This is a genomic window from Nocardioides sp. 31GB23, from assembly GCF_040012395.1.
Classification (GTDB): Bacteria; Actinomycetota; Actinomycetes; order Propionibacteriales; family Nocardioidaceae; genus Nocardioides; species Nocardioides salarius.
Window position 1 is genome coordinate 1 of record NZ_JBDYKJ010000016.1, and the last position, 17613, is coordinate 17613.

The following is a 17613-nucleotide window of genomic DNA, read 5'->3' on the forward strand; positions in this document are numbered from 1 at the left end:
GCTGGGTGCCCCGCACACCCCGCAGCGGCCGCGTTTGGCGCGACGTGGGCGCACGTGAGCGACCAGGACACCCCCGACCGACCCGTCGGCATCGGCGTCCTGGTTGAACTCGACACCCTCGATCACCGCTGTCGCATCGACGCCCAACAAGGCGCGCCATAGGCTGGCGTCCCGCACGCCGTTCTCCTGCCCTTGGTTTCGGACTCTAGACAAGCCAGAAACCTAGACAGAGAACGGCGTGCGCCACATCAGGCCACGCTCAGCGACCCACGGAAGGGTCACAAGAGCCAGATATGGGCCGGGTCAGGGGTCGAGGGCGGTGAGAGCGGCGGCGGCGCGGTCGCGCTCGGCCTGGGCGTCCTCGAGGGCCGCCTGCGCCTCGTCACGCTCCTCCTCCGCCTCGCCCAGCTCCTCCTCGACCTCGTCGCTGGTCGACTCCAGCTCGGCGAGGCGCCGGCGCAGCTCGTCGATCTCCGACTGCACCTGCAGGCTGCGCGCCTCCAGCTCCTCCACCCGCTGCCCGGCCTCCTCGCGGGAGCCGCGGGCCACGACCAGCTCCTCGTCGGCGGCGTCGAGCTCGTCCTGGGCGGCGGCGCGGGCCTTCGCGGCCGCCTCCGGGTCCGGTACGACGCGCAGCTCGGGTCGCGGGGGCGCCTCGGGCGGGGCTGCGGCCGGGGCCTCGAAGCCGAGCGCCTGCGGCAGCGCGAGCGCCCCGGCGACGTCGACGTCGTCCATGCCGGTGGTCTCCAGCGGCGCCACCAGCAGCCCGCTGCGCACGGCCCGGGCGCACTCGGCGTCGACCATCGCGGCCGTGAGCGTGGCCTGCACCTGCTCGGCGACGGCCTCGGTGACCCGCAGGCCGTGCTCGCGGGCCAGGCCCCGCGCGGTCGTGGTGACCGCCGCGGTCAGCTGGCGGCGCTGCCGGGTCAGGGTGCGCAGCTCGTCGGCCGACATCGCCGCCTGCGCCTCGCGCAGCGCGGCGCCCACAGAGAGCACCTGCTCGACCTGCTCGGTCTCGTGGCGCACCAGCAGGTCGACGACCCACGCGGCGGTGGTCGGCTTGCGCAGGGCCTTGAGGTCGCGGGCCAGGTCGGTGCCGCGGTGCTGCTTGACCAGGGCGTCGCGGGCGGCGGTGAACTCGCCCAGCGGCAGCGAGTAGAGCCGCTCGGCGAGGTCGAGCAGCCCGGCACCGTCGCCCGGCTCGTCCCCGGTCTCCTCACTCATCGTCGTCGAGGCCGCGCTCGATCGCCCACCGGGTGAGCTCGACGCGGTTGTGCATCTGCAGCTTGCGCAGCGTGTTCTGCACGTGGTTCTGCACCGTGCGGTGCGAGAGCACCAGCCGCTCGGCGATCTGCTTGTAGGACCAGCCCTTCGCGACCATCCGCAGCACCTCGGTCTCGCGCTCGGTCAGCTCGGGGTGCCCGTCGGCGGGGTCGTCGGCAGGGGTGTCGGAGAGCCGGCGGTACTCCCCCAGCACGAGCCCGGCCAGGCCCGGGGTGAAGACGGGGTCGCCGGCGGCGACGGCAGCGACCGCCGCCAGCAGCTCGGCCCGCGAGGCCGACTTGACCAGGTAGCCGGTGGCGCCGGCCTTGACCGCGGCCAGCACGTCGGCCTGCTCGCCCGACGCGGAGAGGATCAGCACCCGTGCCGAGGGGTCGACGCGCAGCACCTCGGCGGCGACCTCGACGCCCGAGGGTCCCGGGATCTGCAGGTCGAGGACGACCACCTGGGGCCGGGCGGCCGGGAACCGCGCCAGCGCCTCGTCGCCGGTGGCCGCCACCGCGACCACCTGGTGGCCGGCGGCGGCCAGGTCGCGCTCGACCGCGTCGCGCCACATCGGGTGGTCGTCGACCACCATCACGCGCAGGGCCGCGGCGGACCCGGTGGACCCGGTGGATTCTGAGTCGAGCGGTGTGACCTCGGTCATGGCGCCGACCCTATGCCGGTCCGGGGGTCGATCCCTGGCCCGACCCCGCACCGGACCCCGAGGCCGGCGCGCCGAGCCGCAGGTAGCGCCCCCGGCGGTGGCCCAGCGCCCCGCCGGGGCCGTCGTCGTCGCCGACCGCCACGTGCGCCAGCCGGCAGGTGACCTCGAGCGACCAGCCGACCTCGCGCCGGCCGACCAGCTCGACCCCGGCCCAGGTGGGCGCCGAGAGCAGCCGCGGCCCCCACCCGGTCTGCTCGAAGTCGGCCAGCCGCCACGGTCCGCCGGGGGCGGGGGCGGTGCCGGCGAACGCGTCGGCCAGGTAGCGGTGCTCCCAGGCCAGCAGCGAGACGACCGCGCGGCCGGTGTCGAGCAGCGTTCCGGTCAGGTCGGCGTCGGGGTCGAGCAGCGCGAGCAGGCCGGGCTCCTCGCCGTGGGCCAGCATCAACGAGGTGACGGTCAGCCCGTCGCGCAGCGCGCCCTCGCCGGCGGCCCACAGGCTGACGGCGCCGCCGAGCCGGCCGCGGAGGCGGCGTACGGGGTCGGGATCGGGGTCGGCGAAGGGGTGCGAGTCGTGGATGGTCACCGCGGCACCACCAGCTCCCACTCGGTGCCGAGGCCACCGGTGCTCAGGGTAGCGGTGCCGCCCAGGTCGTCGAGACGGCCGCGCACCGAGCCGCTGACGCCGAGCCGGCCCTCGGCGACCGCCTCGTCGAGTCGACCCTCGGGGATGCCGGGTCCCTCGTCGCGCACCGACACCTCGACCCGGTCGGGCAGCGCCTCGAGCAGCACCCACGAGCGCGGGGGCGCGCCGTCGGCGGCGGCCGGCACGTGCCGGGCCACGTTGTCGAGGCACGCACCCACCGCGGCCACGAGCTCGACGACCGCGTGCGCGTCGAGGGGCACCGGCTCGGCCGGCACCGCCACCTCGACACCGGGTCGACGTCCCAGCGCGACCAGCTCGGAGGCCAGGTCGAGCACCCGCAGTCCGCCGGCACTCCCCGCGCTGGCGGGGCCTGCGGTCCCGGCCACCCCGGCCGCGTCCTGGCTGCGGATCAGCCCGCGCAGCACGTCCTCCTGCTCACCGGCCAGCCGCGCCAGCTCCTCGCCCTGGCCGCCCAGCTCGTGGCCACGGCGCTGGACCAGCGCCAGCACCTGCAGCACCCCGTCGTGCACCGCCCGGGCCAGCCGGGTGCGCTCGGCCGCGGTGGCGGCGGCCCGCTCGGCGCGGTCGCGCTCAACGGCCATCTGCTGCAGCGACCCGGCCATGTAGCCGACCACGGGGCCCCCGATGAGCAGCAGGAAGACGTTGCCGTAGACGGCCTGGCTGACGTCCTGGCGCACCGCCAGGTCGGTGCCGGCCAGCACCAGCGCCGCCACGAGCCCACCCTGCCAGCGCAGGTGCACCGCCCAGGCCAGCAGCGCGGTCATCACCCAGAAGCCGGGCACCGAGGCGTTGAAGTCGGGCCCCTTGACCAGCGGGCTGCTCACCAGCGCCACGACCGCGATGGCGAGGTCGGTGCCCAGCAGTGCCCAGCCGCGCCGGGCGTGGTCGGCGTAGAAGTGCCCGGCCAGCACGGTCCAGACCGCGAGCGAGGCGACCACACCGAGGCCCAGCACGGGGCGGTCGAAGTTGTCGTAGCGGTAGACGTTGAGCGCCACCGTGTTGGCCAGCACCACCCAGCGCAGCCAGGCCAGGGCCTGGAAGAGCCGGTCCTCGACGGCCACGGCCGCCGGGTGGTCGGGATCGGCCGCGCCGGGCCGGGTGCGGCCGGGCAGTGCCGCACGGAGCCGGGTCAGGACGCCTTCTTCTGCTCGCCCGCCGACTGCGCCGCGGCGGCGGCGTCGGCCTTCTTCGACTCCTCCTTGGCGCGGGCGGCGTACATGTCGACGTACTCCTGGCCCGAGAGGCGCATGATCTCGTACATGATCTCGTCGGTGATCGAGCGCAGGATGTAGCGGTCGTTCTCGAGGCCCTCGTAGCGCGAGAAGTCCAGGGGCTTGCCGAAGCGCACCACGGGCCGGGTGACGGTGCCGAACTTCTTGCCCGGCGGGGCCACCACGTCGGTGCCGACGACGGCCACCGGGACCACCGGGACGCCGCTCTCGAGCGCCAGGCGCGCCACCCCGGTCTTGCCGCGGTAGAGCTTGCCGTCGTGGGAGCGGGTGCCCTCGGGGTAGATGCCGAAGAGGCCGCCCTCGCCCAGCACCCGCTTGGCCGAGAGCAGCGCACCGGCCGCCGCGTCGGCGCCGGAGCGGTCGATGGGCACCTGGCCCGAGCCGGAGAAGAACGTCTTCTGCAGCCAGCCCTTGAGACCGGTGCCGGTGAAGTACTCGGCCTTGGCCACGAAGGTGACCCGGCGCGAGAGCGTGAGCGGCATGAACAGCCAGTCGGCGTACGAGAGGTGGTTGCTGGCCAGGATGGCCGGACCGTTCTCGGGCACGTGCTCGGCGCCCTCGACCTGGGGCCGGAAGACCACGCGCAGCAGCGGCCCGATGGCCACCCACTTGAGGAACCAGTAGAACACCGAGACGACCCTCCCCGACCACGTACGACGACTGCCGCTGGGGACTCCTGCGGCGCGCACCAGCCTAGGGCATGATCTCGCGCATGACTCCTGCGTCGGCCCCGCCCGTGCACCCGCTGGCCGCCCCCCTCGCCACCGACCCCGACCCGTCGCTGACCGGCGACCGGCGCGTCGGGGTGCTGGTCTGCCACGGCTTCACCGGGCAGCCCGCCTCGGTGAAGCCGTGGGCGCAGGCGCTGGCCGGGCGCGGGTACGCCGTCGAGGTGCCGCGCCTGCCCGGGCACGGCACGACCTGGCAGGACCTCAACGGCTACCGCTGGGAGGACTGGTACGCCGAGGTCCGCGCGGCGCACCGCAGGCTGCTGGAGCGCTGCGACGTCGTGGTGCTGGCCGGGCTGTCGATGGGCGGGGCGCTGGTGCTGCGACTGGCCGCCGACGTGGAGTCCTCCGACCAGGTCGCGGGGGTCGTGGTGGTCAACCCGGCCGTGGCCACCAAGCGCCTCGACGTCAAGCTGCTGCCGGTGCTCAAGCACCTCGTGCCGTCGTTCCGGGGCATCACCGACGACATCAGGAAGCCCGGCGTCACCGAGCACGGCTACCCGCGCGCGCCCCTGAAGGCGGTGCACTCGATGATGCGGGCCTGGCCGGTGCTGGTGGCCGACCTGCCGCGGGTCACCGCGCCCGTGCTCTACGCCCGCTCGGCGGTCGACCACGTGGTCGACGAGTCGTCGGAGCCGCTGATCACCTCGCGGGTCTCCTCACGTGACGTGACGGTGCTGCGGCTGCCCGACAGCTACCACGTGGCCACCCTCGACAACGACCTGCCGCTGCTCGTCGAGGAGACCGCTGCCTTCGTCGCCCGGGTGACCTCGGGCTGAGGCCCACCGCCTACGCTCGAAGGGTGCATCGCGAGGAGGACGACGAGGCCTGGCGCGCGATCGTGGAGAACTTCGGCGAGCGCGCCGAGCTCGACGACCCGGAGGCTGCCTCGGAGACGAGGACCGAGCCCGACCCCGAGCCCGGTCCCGCCGCGGGACCCGACCCGGACCCGGCCCCGGAGCCTGCCCCGGAGCCTGCCCCGGCTCCCCCGCCGGCACCCGCACCCCCGGTCGACGACGAGGACCGCTTCGTGCCCCCCGAGCCGGGCCCGCTGCCGGTGCCCGCCCCCGACCGCGGCATCGCCTGGATCGGGGTCTTCGGGGCCCCGGTGGTGCTGCTGGTCTCACTGCTGGCCGGCATCGACCTGCCGCGCTGGGTCGGGTGGCTGATGGTCGCCTGGTTCGTCGGCGGCTTCGTCTACCTGGTCCACCAGATGCCCCGCGAGCCCCGCGACCCCTGGGACGACGGCTCCCGGGTCTGACCCGGGCCTCCAAGCCCGACCGACAGACCTGGCCGGGCCGGCTCAGCCGCGCGGACGCGCGTGCCGGCCCAGGCCCTCACGCACCAGGTCGGCGGCGCCGACCACCCCGGCCTCGGGGCCGTAGCGCGCCCGCAGCAGCGGCGGCACGACCCGGTGCTGCGCGCCGACCAGCGAGCGGCCCAGCTCCTCGCGCGCCGGCTCGAGCAGCAGGTCGCCCGCGGCCGACACCCCGCCGCCGACGACCACGACGCTGGGGTCGAGCCCTGCGACCAGGTTGGCCACCCCGAGGCCCAGCCACTCCCCGACCTCGGCGTACGCCGCCAGCGCCGCGGGGTCGCCGGCGCGTGCGGCGTCGGTGACCATCGGGCCGGTCAGGGCGGCCGGGTCGCCGCCGCAGGCCGCGGCCAGCGCACCGTCGGGGCCGAGCCCCGCGCGGGCGGCGCGCACCAGGGCGTTGCCGCTGCAGTACTGCTCCCAGCAGCCGCGCCCGCCGCACTCGCAGTCGCGGCCCCCGGGCACGACGCGGGTGTGGCCGAACTCGCCGGCCATGCCGTTGCGGCCGCGGTGCAGCACCCCGCCGACCACGACCGCGCCCCCGATGCCGGTGCCCAGCGTCAGCACCAGCGCGTCGGCGGCCCCCATCGCCGACCCGTGCGCCGACTCGGCCCGGGCCACGCAGTTGGCGTCGTTGTCGAGGAAGACCGGCACGCCCCACCGGTCGGTGAGCCGGGCCCGCACCTGGTGGCCGCGCCAGGGCAGGTGCGGGGCGAAGGCCACCCGCTCGCCTGCGGCGTCGACGAAGCCGGCGGCGGCCAGGCCGACGCCGGCCACCCGCCGGCCGTCGGCGACCTCGTGCACCGCCTCGCTGAGCGCGTCCTCGAGCAGCGCGACGTCGACGCGCCGGCCGGGGGTGGCCCGGTGGGCGACCCGCGAGACGCTGCCGTCGATGGCCACCTCGGCGGCCATCACCTTGGTGCCGCCGACGTCGACGCCGATCACGACCGGGCGCAGGGCCCCCGAGCCCGCCTGCAGGAGCGACACGGCGGGCTCAGACGCGGGCGAGGTCGGCGGCGCCGATGAGACCGGCCCGGTTGCCCAGGCGGGCCTTGCGGATCTCGAGGCTGGGCCGGTGGCCGCGACCGGTGAGCTGGGCGGCGAAGGCGGCCCGGATCGGGTTGAGCAGCAGGTCGCCGGCCTCGCTGACTCCCCCGCCGATCACCACGGCGGCCGGGTCGAGCACGGCGGTGAGGGAGGCGATCCCCTCGCCGAGCCACCGCCCGAGGTCGGCGAGCTGCTCGACGGCGAAGGGGTCGCCGGCGCGGGCGGCCTCGGTGATGAGGGGGCCGGTGATGGCCTCGGGGTCGCCGCCGGCGAGGTCGAGGACCTCACGGGCCAGGAGCGATCCGCCGGCAGCGGCCGCGCGGGCCTCGCGCACCAGCGCCGAGCCCGAGCCGTACTGCTCGAAGCAGCCGCGGTTGCCGCAGCCGCACAGGATGCCGTTGGGCACGACGCGCATGTGGCCGATCTCGGCGCCGACGCCGAAGGCGCCCCGGTGCAGGGCGCCGTCGAGCACGATGCCGCCGCCCACGCCCGTGCCGACGGTGACCAGCAGCAGGTCCTCGACGTCGTGGCCGGCGCCGAAGCGGAACTCGCCCCAGGCCGCGGCGTTGGCGTCGTTCTCGATGACCACCGGCAGGTCGAGGCGGCGCTCGAGGTCGGCGCGCATCGCCACGTCGCGCCAGGCGATGTTGGGCGCGAACATGACCACCGAGCGCGAGCGGTCGACGTACCCGGCCGCCCCTACACCCACGGCGCGCACGTCGTGGCGCGAGCGCAGCTCGCGCACCAGGCCGGCGACGGCCTCCTCGATCGCCTCCTCGGAGCTGGCGGGCGAGACCACCCTCAGCTCCTCGAGGATGGTGCCCTCCTCGTCGACGACACCGCCGGCGATCTTGGTGCCGCCGATGTCGATGCCACAGGTCAGGCTCATGGGAGGTCTCCGGGGTCGGTGCGGGGCTCGGTCTCGTCGTCCGGCTCGTCGTCGAGGTCGATCGTCTCGACGTCGCGCGAGCGGCCCGACGGCGGGGTGGTCGCCAGCAGCGCCGCGGCCGCCTGCACCAGCGACGAGGCGGCCGCGCCGAGGTGCGCGCGGACCTCGGGGCTGACCTGTCGCACGGCGTGCACGCCCCGGCACACCGGGCACCAGCGGCACTCGGGCGCGCCGGTGGCGAGGTTGTCGTCGAGGGCGCCGGCGAGGTGCTCCTGCACCCGGGCGGCTGCCTCGGCGGCGTGCCCGGCCAGACCCGCGAGGTGGGAGCCGAGATCGTGCAGGTCGCCCTGCGCGGCCTTCGCCCCGGCCGCGCCCAGGTCGCCCAAGTCACCCAGGTCACCCAGGTCGCCGAGGTCGCCGGCCTGGTCCTGGGCCCAGTCGGTGAGGGCGCCGAAGAGCTTGGCGGCCTCCTCGGCGAGGGAACCGACGTCCTCGCCGCTCCGGTCGCCGGAGCGGTCCGCGCCGCCGGAGGGCTTCTCGTCGCTCACCGCGCCGCCTCCCGTCGTACGCCGCTCGCGGCGGCCGGCTCCTCGTGCTCGACGAAGCGGACCCGCAGGCCGCCGGCCTCGACCCGTGCGCCGGCCACCCGCAGGCGGGCCAGTCCGGCCGGCAGGGTCAGCAGCCGGCGGTAGGACCCGACCGTGACCACCAGCTCGTCGCCGTTGCGGGCCAGGTCGACCTCGGCGCGGGTGACGAGCGGCAGCGCGAGGCGCAGCAGCGCGCCGCCCTCGCTGCGCTCGATGCTGAAGGGCCCCGGCCCCGCCGGCACCGCCAGCGGGTCGGCGCCGGCGTAGACCTGCTCGGCGAGCCCGCGCAGCGCCTCGACGCCGACGGGCTCCTCGGCGCGGTACTCCGAGCGCCACACCGGCAGCCCGGCGAAGGACTGCTCGACCTGCTCGAGCACCGCGGCCTGCGAGGCCACCCAGCCGGCGCGCCAGTCGTCGCCGCCGGCCTCGGGGAAGACGCGGTTGGCCACGACGCCGTCGACGCGGTAGCCGAAGAGGGAGAGGTGGGTCCAGCTGCGGCGGGCCTCGGCGAGCACGACGTTCTCGGGGGTGAGCACGACCCACACGCTGGCGTCGGGGCCCGAGAGCAGGGTGCGGACCTCGTCGAGCTCGGCGTGCAGCCGCTCGATCGCGTCGAAGACGTGGTCACCGGGCATCGGCACCCCCACGCTGCGGGTCAGCACCGGCTTGAGGGCCTTGATGATGCGCCGCTCGGCGGGGAAGACGCGCTGCATGTACCAGCCCAGCGCCTCGGGCAGGGCCAGCAGGCGCAGCGTCTCGGCGGTGGGGGCGCAGTCGACGACCACGACGTCCCAGCGTCCCGACAGCGCCTGCTGGCGCAGCTCGAGCAGCGCCAGCACCTCCTCGGCGCCCGGCAGCACGGTCAGCTCCTCGGCCGCGACCGGATCGACGCCGGCCGCGTCGAGGACCGAGAGCAGGTAGTGCTGCACCTCGGCCCACGACTGCTGCAGCTTGCGCTGCGCGTCGACCTGCTGGACGTGCAGGCGCGGCGCCACCTCTCTGGGCTCGGGCCCGGCGCTCACGCCGAAGGCGTCGGCCAGGGAGTGCGCGGCGTCGGTCGACAGCACCAGGGTGCGGTGCCCGGCGGCCGCGGCGAGCGCCGCGGTGCCCGCGGCGACGGTCGACTTGCCGACCCCGCCCTTGCCGGTGAACAGCAGGATGCGCACGCAGCGGCCCCGCTCAGCCGAGCGACTCGACGCGCTTCTTCAAGCCCTTCAGCGCCGTGTCGATGAGGATCTTCTCGCCCTTGCGCTTGAGCATGCCGATCAGCGGGATCGAGACGTCGAGGGCGAGGCGGTAGGTCACCTCGGTGGCGCCGTCGCGCTCGCGCAGCACGTAGGCGCCGTCGAGCATGCGCAGCATCTTGCCCTCGACGAGGCTCCAGGTGACCTGGCGGTCGCCGTCCCACTCGTAGGCCAGCGTGTACTCGTCCTTGATCGGGGAGACGTCGAGGGAGAAGAACACCTCGCGCGCCCGGCCCGCCTCGGGACCCTCGTCGATGGTGGAGCGCACCTCGGCGGTCTTCACGCCCTTGGCCCAGGCGGGGTACGCCGGGAAGTCGGCGATCACGTCCATGACCTGCGCGGCTGTGGCGTCGATCACGATCGACGAGGTGGTCTGCTCGGCCATCTGGCTGCCCCCTGTCCCTCCCGGTGGTGACCCGGGTCTCTCCCCCGAGTGCGCGGCGACTGTACCGGATGGGCCGGGGCCGCCCGGCGGCGGTAACGTGCCGTGCGCGTCCCGCCCCGGGCCGCGGCGGGCATGACCGCGAGCCCGACCGGGCCGGATTCGTGAGCAAGAAGGAGACAGACGTGCGTGAGTTCTCCACGCCCCTGACCATCGAGGTCCCAGCGACGGGCAACCTGACCGACGACGTCGTCGCCAACGCCGAGCAGGCACCCGACGCGGTCGTCTTCAGCCGCCCGGGCCACGACGGGGACGCCTGGCAGGACGTGACGGCCGCGGAGTTCCTCGCCGAGGTGCGCGGGGTGGCCAAGGGCCTGGTCGCGGCCGGTGTCGAGGTGGGCGACCGGGTCGCCCTGATCTCCAAGACCCGCTACGAGTGGACGCTGCTCGACTACGCGATCTGGTTCGCCGGCGCGGTCACGGTGCCGGTCTACGAGACCTCCTCGCAGGAGCAGGTCGGGTGGATCCTCAGCGACTCGGGGGCCCGTGCCGTCGTGGCCGAGAGCGCCGAGCACGTCGCCCGGGTGAGCGCCGTGCGCTCCGGGCTCAGCGAGCTCAACCACCTGTGGTCCTTCGCCGACAACGCGGTCGAGGTGCTGACCAGCCTGGGTGCCGACATCGACGACGCCGAGCTGGAGAAGCGGCGTACGAGCGCCACCCCGCTCGACCTGGCCACGCTCATCTACACCTCCGGCACCACCGGGCGCCCCAAGGGCTGCATGCTCACCCACGCCAACTTCATGTTCGAGCTGGGTGTGGCCACCGACGAGCTCGACGCGCTCTTCGAGTCCGAGGGCGCCGCCACCCTGCTCTTCCTGCCGCTGGCCCACGTCTTCGCACGGATCATCCAGGTCGGCGCGGTCAAGAAGCGGGTCCGCCTCGGGCACAGCTCCGACATCAAGAACCTGCTCGCCGACCTCCAGGTCTTCCGGCCCACCTTCATCCTGGCGGTGCCGCGGGTCTTCGAGAAGGTCTTCAACACCGCCTCGCAGAAGGCGGCCGCCGAGGGACGCGGCGCGATCTTCGACAAGGCCGCTGAGACCGCGATCGCCTGGTCGCGCGGCCAGGACAAGGGCCGCGTCCCGCTGCGGGTGCGGGCCGCGCACGCGGTCTTCTCGCGCCTGGTCTACGCCAAGCTGCGCGACGCGCTGGGCGGCAGGTGCGAGTTCGCCGTCTCGGGCGGGGCTCCCCTGGGCGAGCGCCTGGGCCACTTCTACCGCGGCATCGGCCTGAGCGTGCTCGAGGGCTACGGGCTGACCGAGACCACTGCCGCGCTGTGCGTGAACACCCCCGAGGCGACGCGCATCGGCACCGTCGGGCGCCCGATGCCCGGCACCGCGGTGCGGGTGGCCGACGACGGCGAGCTGCTCTTCCGCGGCGGCCAGGTCTTCGCCGGCTACTGGGACAACGAGCAGGCCACCGCCGAGACCCTCGAGGCCGACGGCTGGTTCCACAGCGGCGACGTGGGCGAGGTCGACGACGAGGGCTTCGTGCGCATCACCGGTCGCAAGAAGGAGATCCTGGTGACCGCCGGGGGCAAGAACGTCGCCCCGGCGGTGCTCGAGGACCGCCTGCGCGCGCACCCACTGGTCGACCAGTGCGTCGTCGTCGGTGACGGCCAGCCCTACATCGCGGCGCTGGTCACCCTCGACCGCGACGTGCTGCCGGGGTGGGCCGAGGCGCACGGCAAGCCGGCCGACGCCGCCGAGCTCGTCGACGACGCCGAGCTGCGCGCCGAGATCGAGAAGGCCGTCGACGACGCCAACAAGGCGGTCTCGAAGGCCGAGTCGATCCGCAGGTTCGTGCTGCTGGCCGACGAGTGGACCGAGGAGGGCGGCCAGCTCACCCCCAGCCTCAAGCTCAAGCGCTCGGTGGTGATGCGCGAGCAGCGAACCCGCGTCGCGGAGCTGTACGCGGCTCCCCCGGCCTGATCGGGCGACCGGCGCGGCGTGGCGCAGGTCACACCCTTTAACTGAGCGGTCCGGGCAAACCGGCCACACGACCCCGGAGTCCTCCCTAGCATTCCTCAGGGAGGCGGGCGCACCTGTGCGCCCGGGTCGACGGGCGGAGCAGGGGGACCCCGCGCCAGTGCGACCGCCGACGGGAGGAAGTGCACCGATGGATCGTCGACGAGTGCTGCTCATCGCCGCTGCGGTCGTCGCAGCCCTGGGCACCGTGCTGGTGCTGGTCTACGTGCAGGGCGCCGACAACCGTGCCCGCGACGCCTACGAGACCACCGAGGTGCTGGTCGCGACCCAGCAGATCGAGCGCGGCGAGACGGTGGCGGCCGCCGCCGCCGGCGGCAAGCTGGCCCTCGAGCCGGTGGCCCGCGGGCAGATCCTCCCGGGCGCCCTGACCACCACCGAGGGCGTCGAGCAGGACGTGGCGATGATCGACATCTACCCCGGCGAGCAGGTGGTGCCCCAGAAGCTGGGTGCCAGTGCCGTCGAGGAGACGCGCCTGCAGATCCCCGACAAGGGCGACATGGCGATGTCGATCAACCTCACCGATCCCGCCAGGGTCGCCGGCTTCGTCAACCCCGGCTCCGAGGTCGCGATCTTCGTCAACGGCACCGACGCCACCACCGCCCAGCCCTACAGCCGGGTGCTGCTGACCCGCGTCACCGTGATCGCGGTGGGCTCGACCACCCCCATCACCACCACGACCACGACGGCCGAGGGCCAGGGCGGCGAGCAGGTCGCCGAGACGCTGCCCCGCACCCTGATCACGCTCTCGGTCAGCCAGCCGCAGGTGCAGAAGGTGCTGCTGGGCCAGAGCCAGGGCGAGCTGTCGTTCGCGCTGCTCACCGAGGACTCGAAGGTGCGGCTGAGCCCGGCCACCACCCCGCAGAACCTCTTCCCGGGCTGACCCGCCCCCGGTTCCTCCACCGGACCCACCCACCCAGCAGCACCGAAGGAGGCAGCACCGATGCCCGTCGTCACCGACCCGGAGGCCGCAGTGGTCACCACCCTGCTCGGCGCGCTGCCGCCCGGCGGCCAGGGCGTCGACTCCGTCGAGCGGATGCGTGCCTGGCTCGACCTGCACCCCGACGAGTACGTCGTCGTGCTCGGGCCGCACCTCGACCTCGACGACGCCCTGAAGGTCTGCGAGGACCTGCGCACCACCCGGCCCACCGTCAGCGTCGTGCTGGTGCGCGCCGCGCTCGACACCGACGTGCTGACGCGAGCGATGCAGGCCGGCGCCCGCGACGTCGTGCCCGACGGCGACACCTCCGGCGTGGCCGCGGCCGTCGCGCGCGCCCACGAGCTGCACCTGGCCCTACGCGGGCCCACCGGGGCCCACCAGCTGGGGCGGGTGGTCACCGTCTTCTCACCCAAGGGCGGGGTCGGCAAGACCACCATGGCGGTCAACCTGGCGCTGGCGCTGGCCGACGGCGGGGCGCGCAGGGTCTGCCTGGTCGACCTCGACCTGGCCTTCGGCGACGTCGCGATCACCATGCAGCTCTTCCCCACCCACTCCATCGAGCACGCCATCGGCTCCGAGCACGACCTCGACGTCGAGCAGCTCGACGCCCTGCTCACCCGCCACGACAAGTCGCTGATGGTGCTCGCCGCACCCGCCCACCCCGACGCGCGCGAGCGGGTCACCCCGGCACTGGTCACCCGGGTGCTGCGCACCCTGCGCGAGTCCTTCGACCACGTGGTCGTCGACACCGCGCCCGCCTTCGACGAGCAGGTGCTGACCGCCCTCGACGAGACCGACGAGTGCGTCATCGTGGCCACCCTCGACGTGCCGACGCTCAAGAACGTCAAGGTGGCCCTCGAGACCCTCGACATGCTCGACATCGCCCGCGGGCACCGGCACCTGCTGCTCAACCGCGCCGACGACGCGGTGGGCATCGGCCCCGAGAAGGTCGAGGCCATCCTGGGCATGCCGATCGCCACCCAGGTCGGCTCCTCGATCGACATCGCGGCCTCGACGAACTCCGGCACGCCGCTCGTCGTGGACTCCCCCGACCACGCCGGCAGCACCGCCCTGCGCCGCTTCGCGGCCACCCTGTCGGGCGAGAGCGGGTCGGCGGCGCCGGGCCCGGACGCCGACGACGGGGCCGGCAGCCAGGAGCGCCCCGAGGGCACCTCGGGCCGGGGCCGGGCCCGCTTCCGGATGAGGAGACCAGGATGAGCCTCTCCGACCGGCTGGCCGCCGCCCGCCGCGCCGGGGTCGACGTGGACGCCGATCCCGAGGACCCGACCACGCTGGTGCCGGGCGGACCGGTCGAGGCCGCTCGCCCCGCCGGCGCCGACGTCGTACCGGCGTCGGCGCCCGCGGCCGCTCCCCGGCGCTCGCTGGGCGGGCGCGAGGACGACCGGATCGAGCACCTCAAGGCCAGCGTGCACGCCGAGCTCGTCAAGCAGCTCGGCCCGCAGCTCTACGACGCCGACATGGACACCGACGAGCTCGACCAGCGGGTCCGCTCCGTGCTCGCCGACGTGCTGGGCAAGCAGGACCGGCCGCTGTCGAGCAGCGACCGGCAGCGGGTCTCGCAGGAGATCAGCGACGACATCCTCGGCTACGGGCCGATCGAGCCCTACCTGCGCGACCCCGACGTCTCCGAGGTGATGGTCAACGGCCACGACTCGATCTGGCTGGAGAAGAGCGGGCGGCTGGTGCCGGCGAGCGCCAAGTTCGCCGACGAGGCCCACCTGCGCCGCACCATCGACAAGATCGTCTCCCGCATCGGTCGCCGCGTCGACGAGTCCTCGCCGATGGTCGACGCCCGGCTGCCCGACGGCAGCCGCGTCAACGCGGTGGTGCCACCGCTGGCCGTCGACGGCTCGGCCCTGACCATCCGCAAGTTCGCGGCCGACCCGCTGACCGTGGCAGACCTGGTCCGCTTCGGCTCGCTCTCCGACCAGACCGCCGGCTTCCTCGACGCGTGCGTGCGCGGGCGGCTCAACGTGATCGTCTCGGGCTCCACCGGCGCCGGCAAGACCACCACCCTCAACGTGCTGAGCTCGTTCATCCCCGGCGACGAGCGGATCGTGACGATCGAGGACGCCGCCGAGCTGCAGCTCAAGCAGGACCACGTGGTGCGCCTGGAGTCGCGCCCGGCCAACATCGAGGGCAAGGGCACGGTCTCGATCCGCGACCTGGTCAGGAACAGCCTGCGGATGCGCCCCGACCGCATCATCGTCGGCGAGGTCCGCGACGCCTCGGCGCTCGACATGCTGCAGGCGATGAACACCGGCCACGACGGCTCCATCTGCACCCTGCACTCCAACGGCCCCCGCGACACGCTCGCGCGGATGGAGACGATGGTGCTGATGGCCGGCATGGACCTGCCGGTGCGCGCGATCCGCGAGCAGGTGGCCTCCGCGGTCGACCTGATCGTGCACCAGACCCGCTTCAAGGACGGCACCCGCCGCATCACCCACATCACCGAGGTGGAGCGGATGGAGGGCGACGTCATCACGCTGCAAGACATCTTCGTCTTCGACAGCTCGCTGGGCTTCGACCGCGACGGCCGCTCGCTGGGCCGGCTGCGCGCCACCGGGCTGCGTCCGAAGTTCCTGGAGAAGATGGCCTACGCCAACGTCACCGTCGACCCGCTGATCTTCGCCACGGACCGGATCTGATGCGCTCCTGGCGCCCGCTCCTCCTGCTGCCGCTGCTGGGCCTGGTGGTCTCGGTGCTGCTGGGGCCCGCGCTGCTGGGCACCGGCCAGGCGTCCGCGAGGGGCGCCGCCGGTGAGGATGCGAGCATCTCGTACGCCGAGCCGACCGCCGACGGCGTCTCCCTGCTGGTCTCGGTGCCCGCCGACGCCGACGTCGACCCGGCCTCGGTGACCGTGCAGGTCGGCGGAGCGAGCGTCGGCGCGCAGGCGGAGCCGGCCGGCTCCTCGGGCTCGGTCCGGCGCAGCGCGGTGCTCGCCATCGACACCAGCAACTCGATGTCGGGCGAGCGGTTCGAGGCGGCGCAGCAGGCCGCTCGAGACTTCCTCGTCCTGGTGCCCGACGACGTGCTGGTCGGCGTGATCACCTTCGCCGGCGACGTGGCCACCCCGCAGGCGCTCACCGCCGACCGCGACGCCGCCCGTGCCGTCGTCGACGCGTTGACGCTGAGCCGCGGCACGGCCCTCCACGACGCCGTCCTGGCCGCGGTCGACCTGGCCGGCAGCGAGGGCCAGCGCACCGTGCTGGTGCTCTCCGACGGCGCCGACACCACCTCGACCCCCCTGGCCGATGCCACCGCAGCGGTGGCCGCCTCCGGCATCGGCCTCGACGTCATCTCGCTGCAGGGCGCCAAGCCGACCCTGCGCGAGCTCGCCGAGGCCGGCGAGGGTCGCGTCGTGCCGGCGACGAGCCAGGCGCTGGCGACCGCCTTCGCCGCGGAGGCCGACGCCCTCGACCGACAGCTGCTGGTCACCGCCGCCGTGCCCGGTGACCTGGGCGCCACCGAGCAGACCGTGCGGGTCACCCTCGACTCGCCCACCGGACCCGTCGTCGCCGAGGCGTTCGTGCCGGTCGCCGAGTCGGTCGCCGGCGGCACCGGCGTCGACGACCTCGTGCGCAGCGACAACGGGTGGAGCGCGCCCGGCTGGACGATGTGGGCGGGCGTGCTCGCCCTCGGGGCCGGGCTCGTGGCGCTTGCCGTGCTGCTGGTGCCCCGGCGCCAGGTGGCCGCCGGCCCGGCCGAGCGCGTCGAGCAGTACGCCGCCGCCACCGGTCGCCCCGGCTCCTCGGCCGCCGCGCCGGCCCGGGTCGACCCCGAGCAGGCGCTGGCCCAGGCCAAGGAGGCGGCCGGGCAGGTGCTGCGCCGCAGCCGCGGCCTCGAGGTCCGCATCGCCGCCCGGCTCGAGAGCGCCGGCAGCCAGCTGAAGGCCCCCGAGTGGCTGCTGGTCCACGTCGGCATCGTCGTCGGCGCCGGTCTCCTGGGCCTGTTGCTCGGCGGCGGCAGCCTGGGAGTCGCGCTGCTCCTGGTCGTGCTCGGCCTGCTCGGGCCCTGGCTCTACCTGGGCCTGAGGAGCTCGCGTCGCCGCAAGAAGTTCAACGAGCTGCTGCCCGAGACCCTCGGGCTGATCTCGGGGTCGCTGTCGGCCGGCCTGTCGCTGAGCCAGTCGGTCGACACGGTGGTCCGCGAGGGCCAGGAGCCGATCGCCGGCGAGTTCCGCCGCGTGCTCGCCGAGACCCGCCTCGGCGTCACCCTCGAGGAGGCCCTCGAAGGGGTCGCCGTGCGCTTCGACAGCAAGGACTTCGAGTGGGTGGTGATGGCGATCCGCATCCAGCGCCAGGTCGGCGGCAACCTCGCCGAGCTGCTCGACACCGTCGCCGGGACCATGCGCGAGCGGGCCTACATCCGCCGGCAGGTCTCCGCGCTCGCGGCCGAGGGCAAGCTGTCGGCGTACGTGCTGGGCGGCCTGCCGCCGCTGTTCCTGGCGTACCTCTTCCTCACCCAGCGCGACTACGTGATGGTGCTCTTCACCGACCCCCGGGGGCTGGTCATGCTCGTCGGGGCGGGGCTGTGGCTGGCCCTCGGCGCGTTCTGGATGAGCAAGCTGATCAAGGTGGAGGTCTGAG

General features: G+C 74.5%; 17 protein-coding genes. 7 read left to right on the top strand and 10 right to left on the bottom strand.

Annotated features, from left to right (window positions below; translation table 11 throughout):
- Positions 1-303 precede the first annotated feature (303 nt).
- The 5 genes from ABKW28_RS06885 to ABKW28_RS06905 form a co-directional block, all read right to left on the bottom strand.
- Positions 304-1224 carry a hypothetical protein gene (locus tag ABKW28_RS06885; protein WP_348607583.1) on the bottom strand — a complete coding sequence of 307 codons (921 nt, stop codon included), beginning with the start codon at positions 1222-1224 and terminating at the stop codon, positions 304-306.
- Positions 1217-1927 carry a response regulator transcription factor gene (locus tag ABKW28_RS06890; RefSeq protein ID WP_348607586.1) on the bottom strand — a complete coding sequence of 237 codons (711 nt, stop codon included), beginning with the start codon at positions 1925-1927 and terminating at the stop codon, positions 1217-1219. Before ABKW28_RS06890 ends, ABKW28_RS06885 begins: the two co-directional genes overlap by 8 nt.
- Before the next feature lie 10 nt (positions 1928-1937).
- Positions 1938-2510: a flavin reductase gene (locus ABKW28_RS06895; RefSeq protein ID WP_348607589.1), complete on the bottom strand. Its 573-nt coding sequence runs from the start codon at positions 2508-2510 to the stop codon at positions 1938-1940.
- Positions 2507-3652: a DUF5931 domain-containing protein gene (locus ABKW28_RS06900; protein ID WP_307822773.1), complete on the bottom strand. Its 1146-nt coding sequence runs from the start codon at positions 3650-3652 to the stop codon at positions 2507-2509. Before ABKW28_RS06900 ends, ABKW28_RS06895 begins: the two co-directional genes overlap by 4 nt.
- A 68-nt stretch (positions 3653-3720) precedes the next feature.
- Positions 3721-4452: a lysophospholipid acyltransferase family protein gene (locus tag ABKW28_RS06905; RefSeq protein WP_193670411.1), complete on the bottom strand. Its 732-nt coding sequence runs from the start codon at positions 4450-4452 to the stop codon at positions 3721-3723.
- 83 nt (positions 4453-4535) lie between these two features.
- Between ABKW28_RS06905 and ABKW28_RS06910 the strand changes: the two genes are divergently transcribed.
- Both ABKW28_RS06910 and ABKW28_RS06915 read left to right on the top strand, forming a co-directional pair.
- Positions 4536-5330 carry an alpha/beta fold hydrolase gene (locus ABKW28_RS06910; RefSeq protein WP_193670412.1) on the top strand — a complete coding sequence of 265 codons (795 nt, stop codon included), beginning with the start codon at positions 4536-4538 and terminating at the stop codon, positions 5328-5330.
- Positions 5331-5353: 23 nt separating this feature from the next.
- On the top strand, positions 5354-5812 hold the full coding sequence (locus ABKW28_RS06915) for a hypothetical protein (protein ID WP_193670413.1): 459 nt from the start codon (positions 5354-5356) through the stop codon (positions 5810-5812).
- 42 nt (positions 5813-5854) lie between these two features.
- On the opposite strand, the gene ABKW28_RS06920 is transcribed toward ABKW28_RS06915, so the two are convergent.
- From ABKW28_RS06920 to ABKW28_RS06940, 5 genes are read right to left on the bottom strand one after another with little or no spacing between them, the layout of a single operon-like run.
- Positions 5855-6853 (bottom strand): ROK family protein, encoded by a 999-nt coding sequence (locus tag ABKW28_RS06920; protein WP_307822774.1) that lies wholly within the window; start codon positions 6851-6853, stop codon positions 5855-5857.
- A 7-nt stretch (positions 6854-6860) separates the two neighbouring features.
- On the bottom strand, positions 6861-7802 hold the full coding sequence (locus ABKW28_RS06925) for an ROK family glucokinase (protein ID WP_193670414.1): 942 nt from the start codon (positions 7800-7802) through the stop codon (positions 6861-6863).
- Positions 7799-8350: a hypothetical protein gene (locus ABKW28_RS06930; protein WP_348607592.1), complete on the bottom strand. Its 552-nt coding sequence runs from the start codon at positions 8348-8350 to the stop codon at positions 7799-7801. The genes ABKW28_RS06925 and ABKW28_RS06930 overlap by 4 nt, the downstream gene beginning before the upstream one ends.
- The gene (locus ABKW28_RS06935; protein ID WP_348607595.1) at positions 8347-9555 is read right to left on the bottom strand and encodes an ArsA family ATPase; all 1209 of its coding nucleotides are present in this window, start codon (positions 9553-9555) and stop codon (positions 8347-8349) included. The genes ABKW28_RS06930 and ABKW28_RS06935 overlap by 4 nt, the downstream gene beginning before the upstream one ends.
- A gap of 13 nt (positions 9556-9568) precedes the next feature.
- Positions 9569-10018 (bottom strand): SRPBCC family protein, encoded by a 450-nt coding sequence (locus tag ABKW28_RS06940; RefSeq protein ID WP_193670417.1) that lies wholly within the window; start codon positions 10016-10018, stop codon positions 9569-9571.
- Positions 10019-10200: 182 nt separating this feature from the next.
- On the opposite strand from ABKW28_RS06940, the gene ABKW28_RS06945 reads away from it, so the two are divergent.
- The 5 genes from ABKW28_RS06945 (at position 10201) to ABKW28_RS06965 (ending at position 17612) form a co-directional block, all read left to right on the top strand.
- A complete protein-coding gene (locus tag ABKW28_RS06945; protein ID WP_348607597.1) occupies positions 10201-12006 on the top strand; it encodes an AMP-dependent synthetase/ligase in 1806 nt (601 codons plus the stop codon).
- A gap of 187 nt (positions 12007-12193) precedes the next feature.
- The gene (cpaB, locus tag ABKW28_RS06950) at positions 12194-12943 is read left to right on the top strand and encodes a Flp pilus assembly protein CpaB (protein WP_348607600.1); all 750 of its coding nucleotides are present in this window, start codon (positions 12194-12196) and stop codon (positions 12941-12943) included.
- 60 nt (positions 12944-13003) lie between these two features.
- A complete protein-coding gene (locus ABKW28_RS06955; protein ID WP_348607603.1) occupies positions 13004-14218 on the top strand; it encodes an AAA family ATPase in 1215 nt (404 codons plus the stop codon).
- A complete protein-coding gene (locus ABKW28_RS06960; protein ID WP_348607606.1) occupies positions 14215-15672 on the top strand; it encodes a CpaF family protein in 1458 nt (485 codons plus the stop codon). Before ABKW28_RS06955 ends, ABKW28_RS06960 begins: the two co-directional genes overlap by 4 nt.
- The gene (locus ABKW28_RS06965; RefSeq protein ID WP_348607610.1) at positions 15672-17612 is read left to right on the top strand and encodes a type II secretion system F family protein; all 1941 of its coding nucleotides are present in this window, start codon (positions 15672-15674) and stop codon (positions 17610-17612) included. Before ABKW28_RS06960 ends, ABKW28_RS06965 begins: the two co-directional genes overlap by 1 nt.
- Position 17613: the final 1 nt, after the last annotated feature.